This is a genomic window from Sneathiella glossodoripedis JCM 23214 (assembly GCF_000616095.1).
GTDB classification, from domain to species: Bacteria; Pseudomonadota; Alphaproteobacteria; order Sneathiellales; family Sneathiellaceae; genus Sneathiella; species Sneathiella glossodoripedis.
In genome coordinates, this window is the sequence record NZ_BAMS01000002.1 from 308,359 (window position 1) to 323,651 (window position 15,293).

The following is a 15,293-nucleotide window of genomic DNA, read 5'->3' on the forward strand; positions in this document are numbered from 1 at the left end:
TCACAGTTTACGCTTGTGCAGGGAATGAACCGCCCCATATAGTATTTGGAATGAATATTCCAATTAATGGCCTTCGCAGTAAGGAGACCTGCACATGATTGACCTGTACTTTTGGCCAACTCCAAATGGCTGGAAAACTTCCATTATGCTCGAAGAGCTGGGCATCCCCTATAACGTCATACCGGTCAATATTGGCAAAGGGGATCAGTTCAAGCCTGATTTTCTGAAAATTTCTCCCAATAATCGAATGCCAGCCATTGTGGACCATGACCCCTTGGACGGTGGCCCCGCGCAGTCTGTGTTTGAATCCGCAGCTATTTTACTTTATCTGGCGCGTAAATATGGAAAATTCCTCCCCAAGGATCCGCGCGCAGAAATATCGGTAATGGAATGGCTGTTCTGGCAGATGGGAGGACTGGGTCCAATGGCAGGGCAGGCGCATCATTTCCGGCTGTATGCGCCAGAGAAAATTCCATATGCCATTGATCGCTATGTGAATGAATGTAACCGCTTATATGGAGTGCTGAACAAGCAACTGGAAGGTCGGGATTACATCGCAGGTGAGTATTCTATTGCAGATATTGCCTGTTGGCCGTGGATTGCACGGCACGAACGCCAATTGCAGGATTTGAATGATTTTCCGAACCTGAAAGCCTGGTTCGAAAGGGTCGGTGAGCGTCCTGCTGTGAAACGGGGCTTTAACCTCAATGCGGAATTACAGCAACAAACCAGCCTTACCTCTGAAGATAGTCAAAAGATTCTGTTTAATCAAAAGGCAACCTAGGTATTTTTCGTTTCTATTGGCTGCTTTTATGTTCACAAGAGCCACGAATTTTTCAATTATTTCAAGATTGGCATTTTAAAAATTAGAAAAAAATAATTCAGGAAAGATTTTTTTAAGGATTTACTCCCCATCATAAACTTCTAGCAAGGGTTCAAAGTGACCAAACTAGGCGTTTATCTGGATGCTGTAACGAATGGAGGAGTATCATGGCAGAGCTGGATAGAGACTATTTATCAAAACTAACTGCGAAAGCTGACGCAGGCTCTCCTGAAGAGCAGTATCGCGCAGGACTACGTTTTGCGATGGGTGATGGGGTTCCTGTGGATCTTGTGACAGCGCATAAATGGCTGAACCTGGCCGCGATGAACGGTGTGGTGGAAGCCCGCGAGAGCCGCGCTGAAATTTCCATGGATATGTCTCCTCAGGAAATAGCAGTCGCACAGAAGCTTGCGCGTGAATGGTATCTCACTCACTAAGTTACTCTGACTGAATTTTGAAAATTTCGTTTCAGTGGCGTGATCAGGAAGCAATATCCTGATGCGCCAAAACTGTTCTTGAAGCTGGAAATTCTACGCGAACCGTTGTGCCTTTGTTGGCCATGCTTGTCACATTGATTTGAGCGCCATGGGCATCGCAAAACCGCTTTACCAGTGTTAATCCAAGCCCTGTTCCTTCACTTTTCAGATTTTGCGCAATCCGACTTCTTTTAAAGGCTGAAAGAGCTCTGGAATAAATTCCTGCTCAATTCCAACGCCATCATCTTTCACTTCCAGAATGATACGCCCCCGGCTACAGCTCCAGCTAATGTGTACATTGCCACCGTGATTGGAAAATTTGACCGCATTCCCCGCTAGATTAACCAATATCTGTTTCAATCTGATCGGATCAGCCTGAATATAAAGCTCGGCTGGTACAACAGATGTATGTACATTTATGTTCCGCTCACTCGCACGCGCGGTGAGCATCGTTTTGCAGGACTGCGTAATTTGGAAAAGGTCTGTCTTTTGCTCATTTAACTGGATTGCACCAGCTTCGATTTTAGCAAGGTCCAGCAATTCATTAATTAGGCTCAAAAGGTGGGATCCCGCGCCTTCAATATCCGCGGCATATTCCTTGTAGCGTTTGTCGGAATGCTCGCCGTAAACTTCAGTTGAGAGCAAGGAGCAAAGCCGATAATTGCATTTAGGGGGGTGCGAAGCTCGTGGCTCATATTGGCCATGAAATCCGACTTTGCCCTGTTGGCAAGTTCGGCATGCTCTTTGGCTTGTAAGAGCAGTGCTTCTTTCTCTTTCATGTCGGTAATGTCACTCTGGATTGACACTAAGCCACCGTTTGATGTGCGGCGATCAGTCGTTTTGATCCAACGTCCATCTTTGAGCTGAAAGGTAAATGATCCTTTCAACGTCTGACGATATTCCTCTTTTCGTTTGAGGTATTCTTTATCTGAACCAAATTCGTCACGGACGCGAACATTTCCGCGACTAATGTCAAACTCAACCAGTTCTTTGAAATGAACGCCAGGTTTTGCTTCTTCTTTGGAATAGCCGTAGAGTTTGCGAAACTTGTCATTGCAGGTAACAAGAAACCCATCTTTGTCATAAATAACGAAAGCTTCCGAGATATTATCGAGCGCGTCCAGCAGGATTTCCTCGAACTCAAGACTTTCACGCATAAACTTACCCCCCGAGGTAAACATATTTGGTGCTCTGGATACCCTGCCAAAGCGATAAAAATTGCGCTGAAACTCTACTTAGGTATGTTCACATTATTCTAATGTTTAAGTCTTAACACTTGATTAAGATTTAGATAAAATTAATTGTGTTAAGGTTTTAAATGCACCTTATAGTTGCTGTAATAAAGAATGTAAATTCAAGAATAATTGAAGGTGAGATTGGATTTAATCTTGAGCATGACTATCTTTGATCAAACAAAGAGCTCAAGGCCGCCATTTGCAAAGAGAATTATTGGGCGTTTCGGAAAAATTTATATTTTCCAAAAAAGGGGTTGCAACCAAAACAAAATCTGCCATATTTGCGCGCGACGGTGAAGTGGCCGAGTGGCTGAAGGCGCTCCCCTGCTAAGGGAGTATGGGGTTAATAGCTCCATCGTGGGTTCGAATCCCACCTTCACCGCCATTAATTACAGTTCTCTGTAAAGCGTTGAAAAATAAACAAAAATCAAAACGCCATTTTTTCAAATTTTTCCAAAACCGTACAAAAAACCGTACAAAATACAGTACATAGTTTGTTTGTGTTTGTCGCGGCAAATTTGTTCACTATATCAAGTTAGCGCAAGTCAAAAAGTTTGATGTCTTCGAGATATGCGAGGTTGGCTGATTTGCATAGAGCTTCGAGTGCTCTTTCGAGGTCCTTGAAACCAATGTTAGCGCTGATCCACCAGCCACTTTTTGTCTTTACTGTTTTTAGGTCAGGACGACCTGGATGAATTTTTTCCTGATTTCGCGAAACATATTGACGCGTTCGCGCTTTCTCAATTGCCAGTTTCTGCAGATATTCCGGTTTGGTTGTTGCTAGGTGATCAATGAGTTGACCGAAAATTGTTGGTAGGGAATTGTCATGAAAATGTGTACCCAGAAAAGTCAATTTGTACTTACTTTTTTTCTCATTGTTCAGTTGCGCTGTTGAAACAAATTTTGTTTTTGCCAATCTGTAGATAATTTCGTCTAGTGTTTGGTGCTTGCTTTGTTGATGCGTGAATAAAAGTTTTACAGTTTCTTCTTTGAGGTAAACGGCGACAGTTGATGGTTCGAGGCCGCAGGTCATTTTGTATCTCTTTCTTTTCTAAGCATCTGCTTTTGGTCTTCTTGTTGGGAGTGGTAACAGGTCACCACCGTTTCGTTGGCAATGACTATTCTTTTGCCTTTTAGTCTCTCTAGTTTCTGAATTTCGCGCTTTCGACGATTGATTTCACGTCGGACGTCTTTTCGGCTAAGGAAATAGCTGCCATCACACATTTCTGATGCGCAGCTGAAGATGAGATCCAGGTCGGAGCGTCTTAGTCCTCGTTGTTGCATGCGGGTAGAGGCATGATTTGATATGATAAGACCACTCATTAGCTGATTTCCTTGTTGTCATCGTATGTGAGGTCGATGGAGTCTAGGAAGTCGTGGGTAAATAGGTTCCTCTCATTTTCTGGGATTTGCTCCTTTAGCCATTGCACTCTTTTCGCTACAGCGTCGTCGGACCATAGCTCGTCAGGAATGTCACCGATCCGAGCGTGTCCACGTGTCAATGCATATGATGCTTCTGCGCAGCCTCCTGAAATCTGTTCCAAGTCATCAGCACAAATTTCAAAGATCGGGAAGTTTTCAAGTGGTCCATATGCTAGCTCGGTGTCGTCAATATCGACTATGCCTGGAGAATTGATTTCTCTTGAGTATTTGCGGAGAAAATCGGCAAATGGATTATTTTTGGTTTGATCGTATCCAAAATCAAAACTGTCTTCACTAACTTTTGTGCCAAACAAATCATTGTTTTGGATGGAGGCTTCTTCGCCTTTAACACCGTCTTCAATTCGACTAGCCGCTAGTGTAAAGGAGAGGTTCCCAACGCCTAATTTACTGAGTTGTTCTGCAGCTTCTTTAATGTCTTGTACTTTTTTTGTGCGTGACAAAGTGCTGTCCTCGGCTAACAAAGTGAATAAAAGAGGGGCTGCATTGAATAATGTTGTTGGATTTACTCCGTACCGCCGTTTAACGAGCGCGTAAGCTAAGCGTACTTCGGGCAAAAGCTGTGCGCTCACTTGTACCCTCTTTCCTGTTTCCATGCAGGCCCCGACTTTAGGTTTTGGCATGGGTAACTCATTCAGTAGAACGCCAGGTTCCACATTCAGTGCCTTTGCTAGTTTGTATAAAGTTCCCTCACGAACTGAGCGTGAAGTTTTTTCTAGGCGGCTAATTTGTCTCGGTGACATATCAGCGGCTTTAGCAAGAGTTTGGTGGGTAAGTTTTCTAAGTTTGCGAAGCTCGCGTAGTCGATTTGAGTTGATTTGCATAGCTAACTCTTTTCCAAATAAAAACGATAAAAGTAGTATGGTATTAAAAAATACATTTTAAAAGACGACAAAAATAGAAAATTTATAAGAAAATCTTGTTTTAAAATATATTATGTCATTTAATGTCTATTAAATGGTTAGTTGGGCTCTTTTTTGGGCGCTATTTTATATAACTTGCATGACATTAGAAGGCGGAGAGCCGTCTTAGAGTTGGAAGTGGTGGCAACTCAATCAAATTGTTGTGGATGATTCATATTCATGTAGTGTCTGATTGCTACCAAGTTTTAGCTATACGCTTCCTCAGGAGAGAAACCGAATTCAGTTGCGAGGTCATTCGCTGGTGTATGGCTTACAAATTTCAGAATTTGAATACCAATCGGGATCAGAGCTAGCCCTTTAAAGTCGCCTGTTTTGTAGCACAGCAATTCCGCGGCAACATTGCATAGGCTTTCATGTCCTGGCGCCTCAGATAATATTTTTTTACAATCTGAGCTTATAAATTGTGGGCTGCAATCCACAACCGACCCATCCAGCCTTGTATAATTAAGCGCACGAAGCTTGAACGTTACTTGATCCTCTTTTTCTTGGACGAATTTCTCTCTCCGGCACCAGAGCTTTGACAGAGCCAGAGGACTGATAGCTCCATGGCGCTCTTTCGCGACTTCCCCTATTTCTTTTACTTTGAGTTCTGCTTTTGACAAGGGGAGAGCCACATCGCACCGGTAAACTCCATTTGGAAACACAGAGCGATCAGGCTCTGAAAGTTGCGGTGAGATAAGCTTGCAGTGTTCAAATTTTATTTGGTGCATTTTATAAGTCAATTCTTCCTGATTGTTAGTCACCTGTCTAATATGAGAAAAAAAATAAAAAATAAAAATGAGGAAGAAAAAACCGGTATTTGGCGTCTCCTAATATAGATTCATGCGCGTATAGGAAAAAAATATATTTTTCCAACAACTTTATTTTACCTCAACTCGGAGGATTTTTTTTCATTTCTCCCAAATACCTAAAGAGAGACCAATAAACATAGAAGGAAACTCTTTAGTGAAAAATTATTTAAGTATGTTCTTTAAGTGGCCGCTTAGTGTGGGATTGTCTGCGCAAAAGCTAAAACAGATACAAACGGAAGCGGCAAACGATAACTGTAGCACCCTTCTTGCAAAACCGGAGGAGGGGCAGAGGAATGATAAATAATATTATTTTTATCGTCGTTGCCAGGGACCCCATTGTGCGCACTGATCATCAATTTTTTACGACATTCAGTCGTAGAAAAATTGGATCAGTCCTCCCAATGGACCTGGCCAAAGGGGGCCGAGCCCCCCTTGGAACCCCCCACGCATGTGCATGCGGAGGTGCCTGTGATGAGTGAAAAATACACAGAACGCCTCTTTGTTAAAGTTCGCCCTTCTGAGAAACAGCGCATCCAAACACGAGCCAAACTCGCGGGGATGAGTCTTTCAGATTTTTTGAGGCACACAGCCGTAACGTCGATAATTCGGCCACGTCGTGACTATGAGCGATTGATCCGCGCTGTGAATGCGGTTGGGAATAATCTCAATCAGCTCGTGAAGCATTGCAATGCGCACTCATACGACCCGTTTTCCCGTCCTATCGCCATCAGTGCGTATCATATTGAAGAAATGCTCCGGCGGCTTGTCTCACATATTGAGAAGAGAGGATGACACAATGCTTGTAAAACATCTTCGAAATGGACGCGGGCCCTCCTTAGAAATCTTAAACTACTTGCTGTCAATTTATGATGCAAAAGGGCAGCTTCGGGTGCCTGCACCGAAACTGGTGCATGGGAATCCGCATCTCGTAGGTGCCTATATCGACGCCTCCCCGCATCAGCTCAAATACACTTCGATGGTTCTGAGTTTCGCGCCAGGGGATAAGGTGCAGAAGCACGAATTGATTGAGCTTATTGAGGAAACTGAAAACCTGGCTTTTGCCGGTATTCCTGAGGAGTGGCGGCCGCCAGGTGTCTGGGTGCGACATACTCACACTGGAAGCGAGCGAGAAGAATACCATTTCGTTTATCCGCGGCGATTGATGGATCCAAAGGAGCGCTCCTACAACATCTATCCGCCCGGAGAGCATGATCCTTGAAACGCTTTTCGGGATTATTTCAACCATAAAAATGGTTGGGCTTCTCCGATGGAGCCAGGTCGGCGGCGGCTTTTCAAGCAACCTGACTATTTGCGCCACCTGTCTCCCGATAAAATCCCCCAAAGAGAGCAGCTTAGAAGCGAAATCCATCAAGGGATTTACGAGCTGGTTGTTGCGGGAGAAATTAATAATGTTGATGACGTAGTAGAAAGATTAAACGATGCCGGATTGGACATCACAAGACGCACAAAACGGACGATCTCAGTCCGACCACCAAACACAAAACAAAGCATTTGGCTCCAGGGCGCCGTTTTCGAAGAACAGTTCCGATCTCTCGAGCGCATTGCGGAGCCGCTCGACCGACCGAGAAGAGATGCAAAGGATAATCTCCGAACATTTCATGAGCTTCGAAAAACGCTTGAACAGCACATTGCAGCAAGAGCTGAAAGAAATCAGAAGCGCTATGGAGCCCGAAAACAAAATTCCACCGTTCTTCAGCCCGGACAGAGAGAAAAAGAAGCCGAAGAGAGAATTGTTTCCGAGCCTCAAATGGGGAGCGCTGATCTGTACCTTAGTTGGGATGCTGTCCGTCAGTGTTTGGAAGAGCCATCAAATGGTAATGACATCAGAGATGCAAATAGAGAGCCTGAAGGCAGAGATGGATCAGCTTCTGACAGCGAAGGAGATGACGACAATCATGTCCGACACCGCGAACATCCAGTACAGGATAGTGTTTGGGAAGACGTGGGTGCAAGTAGAGAGCAAGGATTCCTTGAGCAGGATGAGGGGCGAGCAGGGGTGGTGGATACCACTAGCGAGGAGATAGGGCATGGGCAAAATAGTCGAAGTGACAACACCTATTCAGGAGCAATTGCTCGAGCAGAACGACAGGTTGATCTCCGATATGGATTTGCGCCTGAGACAGCTGGAAGATTGTATCGACAAATTGATGAGTTGTGTCAACGTGTCAGAGGCGCGAATAGAAAATATGCAGACTTCACTCAACAACTGGATGAGGCATCAGGAGCAAGCGCTCGACGGTTTGAAGAACTCCATCAGTTCTTCGGTCGATGCATTGACAGAGCCAAGCAGATCCGAGCGCGCGCCCTCAGAGCTGTTCAAAGAGTTGGGGAATTCCGGTCAAACAACCGACGAAGAGCTCGAGAAAATCAACAGGTTCATGAACAGCCGCATCAGCTACGAAATCCCAAAGGAACAGAAATAACCGCACCTTCTGTGAAAAAGGAGCAGAAGAGGCAAATGCCCAAAAGGCGCGATTTAGGACCAGAGCTGTAGAAGAGGGGAGTGAGGAGAGGTTGGGCTGTGGTTTGTCTGTCCGGTGGACGGTTGTCCGGACAGACAAACCACAGCCAACTCAAAAAAAGGAAATTAACATGGTTATCGACCGTCAAGGTTTTACAGACGTTATCTATTTCAGCAGTCAGCCGCCTTCATACTTTATCGAAGCACTTAGAGGTGGTGACGTCACCCTTCAGCAATCCGAAAGCGCTTGGGAATTCTATCAGGAGCATAAGCGATTGATGAGGCCAAAGGGGATGTATCTCAGGAACATGCTATCAAGGCCGTTACTCACCGGAATGGTTTTGGACCTGTCATTATTTCGCGTCGTTTAGACGAACTTCTCACTCTCCCGCCAGCCCTTAACTAAAATGGAGTTCCCAATGACCCAGCAAATTTCTGTGAACAACACAAAACCGCTTTTTATTCTTCACTGCTTTACCAAGGAGCCCCCTGCCATCGTCAGGCGGGGGTTTTGTGATTTTGATAAAATGACACCGTCGGAGTTTGAAGAGGCCTCGGAGTTCAAAAGGTTATATGGCTTTGAGCTCACGGTAGATCGAGAAATATCCAAGGAAGAGATTATCAAGCTCTCGGGAGAAGCGGGTGGCGTCGACACCGTCATCGTTCAAAGTTTTTGTGACTATGTGGTGGAAAGGCAGCATTGAAGCTCGATGTTTGCAAGAAAGCAAGTGTCTGGCGCGAATGGGCTACGGAACAATATCAAGGTCTTGGGCTAATTCTTTCGGCTTTTACCGGTGATGTTCATATTTAGTGAATGGCGAGCCTACAAAGATATAGAGGCTTAACTTTTAAAGAATTTGGTCGCTGGGGGTGACCTCAGCGACCAAATTCTTTAAGTTTGTTCGAGAAGGAGGCTTATCAACATACTTGCTAGATATCTATCTAATTTCTGTTCCTGACTAAGCTTAAATATTCCGGTTGTTAAGCATTGTCGATACTCTTTGAGGTACGTATTTTCAGGGGCGTAGACTGTTAGTCTAGATATAGAGCTTTTCGTATTATTGCGTGGAATAAGATTTTCAATGTTAGTATTGCCATGTGTTAATGAAATCTTCTGTACCCTGCATTTGATCCGCCTAATTCCCTTGAAGATTTTGCCATTTTTTAAGTTATAAGCGGACGTAGAGTTCTTTTCGCATGAGGGTCTTGTTTGTAAATGTGGCCGCTTGTGCATGGGATGACGTAGATTGAAGTAAAAATTGAATTGTGTAACATCAATTCAACCCACTTGCTGGCGGTCGAAATAGCCTTTATGGTTGAAAGTGTATAAATAGTGCCGGGGCTAGTAACAACACGATGTTCGAACAAACTTTCAAAAATATTGATGATATTCTGCGGAAAGAGGCGGGCTGCGCGTCTGAGCTGGATTATACGGAGCAGACCTCTTGGCTTCTGTTCTTGAAGTATCTGGATACGCTGGAAACTGAACGCGCGATGGATGCAGAGCTTATCGGCGGCAGCTATACACGCATTATTGATCCTGAGCATAGCTGGTCTGTTTGGGCCGCACCCAAGAAAGCAGATGGAAAATTTGATCATGACAATGCGCTTGTCGGTGATGATCTGATCAAATACGTGGATGAAGAGCTGTTCCCCTACCTGAAAGGCTTCCGCGAGCGTACCGGCGATCCCAACACCATCGATTATAAAATCGGCGAGATTTTTGGGGAGATCAAAAACAAATTTCAAAGCGGATATTCCTTGCGTGATGTCGTCGAGGAAATGGATAGCCTCAGCTTTAACAGCAGCGATGAAAAGCACGAGCTTTCCCACCTTTATGAAGCCAAGATTAAGAATATGGGCAATGCGGGCCGGAACGGGGGGGAGTATTACACACCCCGGGCGCTGATCCGTTCTATGGTGAAAGTCGTTGATCCGAAAATTGGCGAAACCATTTATGACGGTGCGGTTGGCTCTGCGGGTTTCCTGTGTGAAGCGTTTGAATATTTACGCCCCAAAGCGACCAAAGCCGCGGATCTTGAAACGCTGCAAAAACGGACTTTTTACGGCAAGGAGAAGAAAAGCCTCGCCTATGTAATCGCGATCATGAATATGATCCTGCATGGGATTGAGGCGCCAAATATCATCCACACCAATACGCTTTCTGAAAATATTATGGATTTGCAGGAAAAAGACCGTTTTGATGTGGTTCTTGCCAACCCGCCCTTTGGTGGGAAAGAACGCCCAGAGGTGCAGCAAAACTTCCCCATTAAAACCAGCGAAACCGCCTTTCTATTTTTGCAACATTTCATCAAAAGCCTGAAGGCGGGTGGCCGCGGTGCAGTTGTTATTAAAAACACGTTTCTAAGCAACGGCGATAATGCAGCAATAGGCTTGCGCAAAGAGCTTTTGGAAAGCTGTAACCTGCATACGGTTCTCGATTGCCCTGCAAAGACGTTTCTGGGGGCCGGGGTGAAAACGGTCGTGCTGTTTTTTGAAAAGGGAAAACCCACTGAAATGACATGGTTCTACGCCCTTGATCCGGGCCGCAGCCTTGGTAAAACCAATCCACTGAATGATAAGGATCTCGCAGAATTTGTGGAACTGCAAAAAACCTTTGCAGAGGGTGAAAAGTCATGGGTGATAAACCGTGCTGATTTAGATGAAGCCACATTTGACCTTTCCGTCAAAAACCCAAATACACCCGAAGAAGCTCCATTACGCGATCCAGCAGAGATCATCGCTGAAATCGCGGCGCTGGATGCTGAAGGCGCCAAAATCCTGAGTGAAATTCGGGAGATGCTGTGATGTGGTCAGAGGTAAAACTCGGAGATGTAGCCGAAGTCACAGCCGGTAATCCAGCTCCCAAGAAGGATAAATTGTCAGTTAATGGTGATTGCTCCTTTGTCAGAACCTCGGACGTTGGGCAAATTCGTTTTGGTGTGATAAATAGTTCTCGAGATAGGATAAATCACAGCAGCGCTGAGGCTCTGTCGCTCAAAGCTGCAGGAACAATACTGCTTCCAAAAAGTGGGGCATCGACTTTTCTCAATCATCGAGTAATGCTGGGCCAAGATGCTTATGTCGCAAGTCATTTGGCTACGATTAAAGCATACAGGGAAAAGCTTTCCGACAAATTTCTCCTATACTTACTTTCAGTAATTAAAGCCCAAGACCTAGTTCAAGATCACGACTACCCCTCTTTAAGGCTTTCTGATCTAGAAGAAATTCAGATTTCTATACCTTTAATCGATGAACAAAAGCGGATTGTGGCGATATTGGATAAGGCCTTTGCGGGGATTGATCAGGCCATCGCCAACACCGAAAAAAACATCCAAAACGCCAAAGACCTGTTCGAAAGCTACCTGAACAACATCTTCTCTAAGCATAATGATCAAGCCACATTATTAACAGTTGCGGAGTTGGCGAAAGAAGAAAAAGGTTCGATAAGAACAGGCCCTTTTGGCAGCCAGCTCCTCCACAATGAATTTGTCGATAAAGGTATCGCTGTTCTAGGTATCGACAATGCTGTTAAAAATACTTTCCAATGGGGCAAACGACGTTATATTGCAGAAGAAAAATATAAAGAGTTGTCGCGATATACTGTTAAGCCTGGTGATGTTTTGATCACGATAATGGGTACCTGTGGTAGATGTGCCGTCGTACCCGAAGACATCCCGCTTGCCATCAATACCAAACATTTATGTTGCATCTCCTTAGATACCAACAAGTGTCTACCTGATTTTCTTCATATCTATTTTTTGCATCACCCTACAGCTATTCAATTTTTATCTAGCAGAGCGAAGGGAAGCATAATGGCAGGATTGAACATGGGTATCATTAAGGAACTACCTGTACTTTTACCTTCGATGGTTGTGCAAAGCGAAATAATAAACGCTTTCAAGGGTGCAGAATACAAAACACGAGCACTTTCAAAAATACACCAACAAAAGCTTTCCGCTCTTAAAGAACTCAAACAATCCCTACTGCAAAAAGCCTTTGCGGGTGAGCTGACCTCTGACATGCAGGAGGTGGCATGACGTCTTCATTCAAGATGTTGCAAGATTGCATAGACGATATTGATGGACTCCCAGAAATGGGGACGAGAACTCCATATTCCTATTCAGAGTACATTGATGCTGCTTGGTTTGACAGGATAAATAATAACCAAGAAACAAATAATAAAGAGGATTTGTTTCGACTAGCTAGAGATATGGCTTCGGAACCTACAAAAGATATTTGTTTAAGAATACTGGCGTGGGGCGGAATGCGTGCAACGTTTCTTGGAAGGGTATTTAGAGACGCAAAAGAAACAAAGTGGCTTGAATTAGCGCATAAAATAAGGTCAGGGCAGTATTCGAGAAAAGAAGCCTACAGAAAATTTGTAGAATTGCGCTCAGCTAAAGATGATCCGCTAAAAGGAATGGGGCCTGCTTATTTCACAAAGTTGATATTTTTCTTAATGCCGGAAAATGTTGATAACCCTAGAGGCTATATAATGGATCAATGGGTTGCTAGCTCTGTGAATTTACTGTTCGAACAGAATGTTGTCTTAATGGACAAAACCTGTAAATGGGGTCCAAATAAACAAATTGAAGTAGGCCTTACTGTATCGGGTGTAAATGACGAAGTTAATTACGAGAATTTTTGCCTGAAAATTGAATGTATAGCCGCTAAAATTGGAAAAACGCCTGAGCAGACGGAACGGATATTGATGTCAGAAGGTGGCAAAAAACCGCATACTTGGCGGAAATATGTTCGCGACAATCGCAAGGTCTTTGATGCCTAGAAATGAAGCTCAAACCCGAATGGATTTGATTGATCCTGCCATTAGGGCGGCAGGTTGGGGCGACGTTGAAGGCAGCCGTATTGTTGTTGAACATAAAATCACCGACGGCCGCTTGGTCGGCGGCGGCAAACGGGCACGATCCTTATCAGCAGATTTTGTTCTGGTTTATCGTAATAAAAAATTGGCGGTGATTGAGGCCAAAGCAGAAAAATATTCGGTATCAGAAGGCCGCGCGCAGGCCATTGATTACGCCGAACGATTGCAGGTGCGTTTTACCTATAGCACCAATGGCAAAGGCCTATATGAGATTGATACCAACACAGGCAAAGAACGGGAACTGAGTATCGGTGACGTGCCGAGCCCGGATGAGCTGTGGGCGCGCACCTTTATGGCCGAAAATGCCTGGCGGGATCGATTTGCGGCCATCCCCTTTGAAGATCGCGCCGGCACGTGGCAGCCGCGCTATTACCAAGATAACGCGATCGAGCGGGCGCTGGACGCCGTGGCGGCGGGTAAAGAGCGGATCTTACTTACACTTGCGACGGGTACAGGCAAGACAGCCATTGCCTTTCAGCTTTCATGGAAGCTATTTCATAGTCGCTGGAATTTGTCGCGAGAGCCGAACCGCCGTCCGCGTATTTTATTCCTCGCCGATCGTAATATCCTCGCCGATCAGGCTTATAATAGCTTTTCGGCCTTTAACGAAGATGCGCTCGCGCGTATTGATCCAAAAGACATCAAGAAAAAGGGGCGTGTGCCCAAAAATGCCAGTGTCTTTTTCACGATCTTTCAAACCTTTATGTCGGGCCCGAATGAAAGCCCGTACTTTGGCGAATATCCCGAAGATTTCTTTGATTTTATCATCATTGATGAGTGCCATCGGGGCGGGGCGAGGGATGAAAGCGCTTGGCGTGACATCCTCGAATATTTCTCTCCTGCGGTGCAGCTGGGGTTAACCGCGACACCCAAACGCAAAAATAACGTGGATACATACAGCTATTTCGGACTGCCTGTTTACGAATATTCCCTCAAAGAAGGGATTAATGATGCTTCCTAACGCCGTTTCGCGTGCGCCAGATTGCCACCACGATGGATGAGTATGTCTATACCGCAGGCGATACCGTGTTGGAGGGGGAGCCGGAGGAAGGCAAGCGGTATACCGAAAGCGATTTTAACCGCTCTGGCGGTATTGTTATCAAGGAGCGCGAGGCCAAGCGGGTTGAGATTTACTTAGATGAAGCCAATCAAAAAGAAAAAGCCATTGTCTTTTGTAAGGGGCAACCTCACGCGGCGCTCATCCGGGATTTGATAAATCAGATGAAGGATAGTGACGATCTTCATTATTGCGAGCGGGTAGGGGCCGCCGATGGCGCTGGGGGCGAGAAGTGGCTGCGCGTCTTTCAAGACAATGAAAAGACCATCCCAACCATTTTGACCACAAGCACCAAACTTTCAACAGGTGTGGATGCCCGAAATGTCCGCAACGTGGTGTTGATGAAGCCTGTCAAAAACATGATCGAGTTTAAACAGATTGTCGGGCGCGGCACCCGTATGTTTGATGGCAAAGATTATTTCACCATTTATGATTTTTGCAAAAACTATGAAATGTTTGAAGATCCGGAATGGGATGGTGAGCCAATAGAGCCCACAGACGGCCCGGACCGCCCGCCAAAACCCGAAGACGGTGAGGGCGATGATCCAAACGAGCCTAATGGCGGAGATGATTGGGAAGACGAGGAAGAGACAAAGAAAACCCTCGTCATTAAGCTGGCCGATGGTTCATCCCGTAACATTCAGCATATGGCCTCGACCAGTTTTTGGGGGCCAGATGGAAAACCCATTTCACCGGCGCAGTTTATTAAGCGGTTATTTGGGGATCTGCCAGCTTGTTTCAGGATGAGGATGAACTGCGGGAGCTTTGGGGGAAGCCGGATACGCGAAAAACGTTGCTTCAGGGCTTGGCAGAGCGTGGCTATGGGGATGATGAACTTAACGAGATCGCAAAACTGATTGAAGCGGAAAATAGCGACCTCTTTGATGTGCTCGCCTACATCGCTTATGCCCAATCGCCAATCACAAGACTAGAGCGTGTGGAGACCCATAAAGAACAAATTCTTGAAGGACATGACGACAAGCTGCAGGCCTTTATTGAATTCGTTTTAGGACAGTACGAAACCGAAGGCGTCAGCGAGTTGGACCAATCTAAACTACCAAGTTTGTTAGAGCTGAAATACCACTCCACTGCCGATGCCGCGGCGATATTGGGCGGTATTCCAAGAATACGCGACGCCTTCGTTGGTTTTCAGAAGTATTTATATGAATAAGGCTTGGTTA

The 15,293-nt window shown here is 45.3% G+C and carries 17 protein-coding genes, 1 tRNA gene and 1 pseudogene; 12 read left to right on the plus strand and 7 right to left on the minus strand.

The window, feature by feature from the left end:
* The first annotated feature begins 94 nt into the window (after nt 1–94).
* Both JCM23214_RS09575 and JCM23214_RS09580 read left to right on the plus strand, forming a co-directional pair.
* Nucleotides 95–784, plus strand: coding sequence for a glutathione S-transferase N-terminal domain-containing protein (locus tag JCM23214_RS09575; RefSeq protein WP_025898757.1), 690 nt, complete (start codon nt 95–97; stop codon nt 782–784).
* Nucleotides 785–990: 206 nt separating this feature from the next.
* Nucleotides 991–1,260 carry an SEL1-like repeat protein gene (locus JCM23214_RS09580; RefSeq protein ID WP_025898758.1) on the plus strand — a complete coding sequence of 90 codons (270 nt, stop codon included), beginning with the start codon at nt 991–993 and terminating at the stop codon, nt 1,258–1,260.
* 43 nt (nt 1,261–1,303) lie between these two features.
* On the opposite strand, the gene JCM23214_RS26645 is transcribed toward JCM23214_RS09580, so the two are convergent.
* From JCM23214_RS26645 to JCM23214_RS09590, 3 genes are read right to left on the minus strand one after another with little or no spacing between them, the layout of a single operon-like run.
* The gene (locus JCM23214_RS26645) at nt 1,304–1,519 is read right to left on the minus strand and encodes a sensor histidine kinase (protein WP_084264714.1); all 216 of its coding nucleotides are present in this window, start codon (nt 1,517–1,519) and stop codon (nt 1,304–1,306) included.
* Nucleotides 1,465–1,857 (minus strand): sensor histidine kinase, encoded by a 393-nt coding sequence (locus JCM23214_RS09585; protein WP_025898759.1) that lies wholly within the window; start codon nt 1,855–1,857, stop codon nt 1,465–1,467. The genes JCM23214_RS26645 and JCM23214_RS09585 overlap by 55 nt, the downstream gene beginning before the upstream one ends.
* Entirely contained in the window at nt 1,854–2,456 is a 603-nt protein-coding gene (locus JCM23214_RS09590; protein WP_025898760.1) for a PAS-domain containing protein, read from the minus strand. Before JCM23214_RS09590 ends, JCM23214_RS09585 begins: the two co-directional genes overlap by 4 nt.
* A gap of 370 nt (nt 2,457–2,826) precedes the next feature.
* Here JCM23214_RS09590 and JCM23214_RS09595 point away from each other — a divergent pair.
* Nucleotides 2,827–2,919, plus strand: a tRNA-Ser gene (locus JCM23214_RS09595).
* A gap of 150 nt (nt 2,920–3,069) precedes the next feature.
* Here JCM23214_RS09595 and JCM23214_RS09600 read toward each other — a convergent pair.
* From JCM23214_RS09600 to JCM23214_RS09615, 4 genes are all read right to left on the minus strand, one after another.
* On the minus strand, nt 3,070–3,567 hold the full coding sequence (locus JCM23214_RS09600) for a hypothetical protein (RefSeq protein ID WP_025898761.1): 498 nt from the start codon (nt 3,565–3,567) through the stop codon (nt 3,070–3,072).
* Nucleotides 3,564–3,857, minus strand: a complete 294-nt coding sequence (locus JCM23214_RS09605) for a hypothetical protein (protein ID WP_025898762.1) — start codon at nt 3,855–3,857, stop codon at nt 3,564–3,566. The genes JCM23214_RS09600 and JCM23214_RS09605 overlap by 4 nt, the downstream gene beginning before the upstream one ends.
* On the minus strand, nt 3,857–4,798 hold the full coding sequence (locus tag JCM23214_RS22405) for a helix-turn-helix domain-containing protein (protein WP_025898763.1): 942 nt from the start codon (nt 4,796–4,798) through the stop codon (nt 3,857–3,859). The genes JCM23214_RS09605 and JCM23214_RS22405 overlap by 1 nt, the downstream gene beginning before the upstream one ends.
* 284 nt (nt 4,799–5,082) lie before the next feature.
* Nucleotides 5,083–5,607 carry a hypothetical protein gene (locus JCM23214_RS09615; protein WP_025898764.1) on the minus strand — a complete coding sequence of 175 codons (525 nt, stop codon included), beginning with the start codon at nt 5,605–5,607 and terminating at the stop codon, nt 5,083–5,085.
* Between the two features lie 552 nt (nt 5,608–6,159).
* Here JCM23214_RS09615 and JCM23214_RS09630 point away from each other — a divergent pair.
* From JCM23214_RS09630 to hsdR, 9 genes and pseudogenes are all read left to right on the plus strand, one after another.
* Nucleotides 6,160–6,480, plus strand: coding sequence for a plasmid mobilization protein (locus JCM23214_RS09630; protein ID WP_025898766.1), 321 nt, complete (start codon nt 6,160–6,162; stop codon nt 6,478–6,480).
* A gap of 4 nt (nt 6,481–6,484) precedes the next feature.
* On the plus strand, nt 6,485–6,907 hold the full coding sequence (locus tag JCM23214_RS09635; RefSeq protein ID WP_025898767.1) for a hypothetical protein: 423 nt from the start codon (nt 6,485–6,487) through the stop codon (nt 6,905–6,907).
* Nucleotides 6,908–6,955: 48 nt separating this feature from the next.
* Nucleotides 6,956–8,203, plus strand: a complete 1,248-nt coding sequence (locus JCM23214_RS09640; RefSeq protein WP_025898768.1) for a hypothetical protein — start codon at nt 6,956–6,958, stop codon at nt 8,201–8,203.
* Between the two features lie 98 nt (nt 8,204–8,301).
* The gene (locus JCM23214_RS09645; protein ID WP_148301831.1) at nt 8,302–8,541 is read left to right on the plus strand and encodes a hypothetical protein; all 240 of its coding nucleotides are present in this window, start codon (nt 8,302–8,304) and stop codon (nt 8,539–8,541) included.
* A gap of 48 nt (nt 8,542–8,589) precedes the next feature.
* A complete protein-coding gene (locus tag JCM23214_RS09650) occupies nt 8,590–8,874 on the plus strand; it encodes a hypothetical protein (protein ID WP_025898770.1) in 285 nt (94 codons plus the stop codon).
* Between the two features lie 652 nt (nt 8,875–9,526).
* Nucleotides 9,527–10,978 (plus strand): class I SAM-dependent DNA methyltransferase, encoded by a 1,452-nt coding sequence (locus JCM23214_RS09655; RefSeq protein ID WP_025898771.1) that lies wholly within the window; start codon nt 9,527–9,529, stop codon nt 10,976–10,978.
* Nucleotides 10,978–12,210, plus strand: a complete 1,233-nt coding sequence (locus JCM23214_RS20070) for a restriction endonuclease subunit S (protein ID WP_025898772.1) — start codon at nt 10,978–10,980, stop codon at nt 12,208–12,210. Before JCM23214_RS09655 ends, JCM23214_RS20070 begins: the two co-directional genes overlap by 1 nt.
* Nucleotides 12,207–12,959 carry an 8-oxoguanine DNA glycosylase OGG fold protein gene (locus JCM23214_RS09665; RefSeq protein ID WP_025898773.1) on the plus strand — a complete coding sequence of 251 codons (753 nt, stop codon included), beginning with the start codon at nt 12,207–12,209 and terminating at the stop codon, nt 12,957–12,959. Before JCM23214_RS20070 ends, JCM23214_RS09665 begins: the two co-directional genes overlap by 4 nt.
* A pseudogene (hsdR, locus tag JCM23214_RS26650) lies at nt 12,952–15,283 on the plus strand (EcoAI/FtnUII family type I restriction enzme subunit R). The gene JCM23214_RS09665 and the pseudogene hsdR overlap by 8 nt, the downstream one beginning before the upstream one ends.
* Nucleotides 15,284–15,293: the final 10 nt, after the last annotated feature.

Bases quoted from the DNA above. Each gene is read 5' to 3' on its own strand.
- JCM23214_RS09575 (WP_025898757.1), top strand. From the start codon at position 95: ATGATTGACCTGTACTTTTGGCCAACTCCAAATGGCTGGAAAACTTCC.
- JCM23214_RS09580 (WP_025898758.1), top strand. From the start codon at position 991: ATGGCAGAGCTGGATAGAGACTATTTATCAAAACTAACTGCGAAAGCT.
- JCM23214_RS09590 (WP_025898760.1), bottom strand. From the start codon at position 2,456: ATGCGTGAAAGTCTTGAGTTCGAGGAAATCCTGCTGGACGCGCTCGAT.
- JCM23214_RS09600 (WP_025898761.1), bottom strand. From the start codon at position 3,567: ATGACCTGCGGCCTCGAACCATCAACTGTCGCCGTTTACCTCAAAGAA.
- JCM23214_RS09605 (WP_025898762.1), bottom strand. From the start codon at position 3,857: ATGAGTGGTCTTATCATATCAAATCATGCCTCTACCCGCATGCAACAA.
- JCM23214_RS22405 (WP_025898763.1), bottom strand. From the start codon at position 4,798: ATGCAAATCAACTCAAATCGACTACGCGAGCTTCGCAAACTTAGAAAA.
- JCM23214_RS09615 (WP_025898764.1), bottom strand. From the start codon at position 5,607: ATGCACCAAATAAAATTTGAACACTGCAAGCTTATCTCACCGCAACTT.
- JCM23214_RS09630 (WP_025898766.1), top strand. From the start codon at position 6,160: ATGAGTGAAAAATACACAGAACGCCTCTTTGTTAAAGTTCGCCCTTCT.
- JCM23214_RS09635 (WP_025898767.1), top strand. From the start codon at position 6,485: ATGCTTGTAAAACATCTTCGAAATGGACGCGGGCCCTCCTTAGAAATC.
- JCM23214_RS09640 (WP_025898768.1), top strand. From the start codon at position 6,956: ATGGAGCCAGGTCGGCGGCGGCTTTTCAAGCAACCTGACTATTTGCGC.
- JCM23214_RS09645 (WP_148301831.1), top strand. From the start codon at position 8,302: ATGGTTATCGACCGTCAAGGTTTTACAGACGTTATCTATTTCAGCAGT.
- JCM23214_RS09650 (WP_025898770.1), top strand. From the start codon at position 8,590: ATGACCCAGCAAATTTCTGTGAACAACACAAAACCGCTTTTTATTCTT.
- JCM23214_RS09655 (WP_025898771.1), top strand. From the start codon at position 9,527: ATGTTCGAACAAACTTTCAAAAATATTGATGATATTCTGCGGAAAGAG.
- JCM23214_RS20070 (WP_025898772.1), top strand. From the start codon at position 10,978: ATGTGGTCAGAGGTAAAACTCGGAGATGTAGCCGAAGTCACAGCCGGT.
- JCM23214_RS09665 (WP_025898773.1), top strand. From the start codon at position 12,207: ATGACGTCTTCATTCAAGATGTTGCAAGATTGCATAGACGATATTGAT.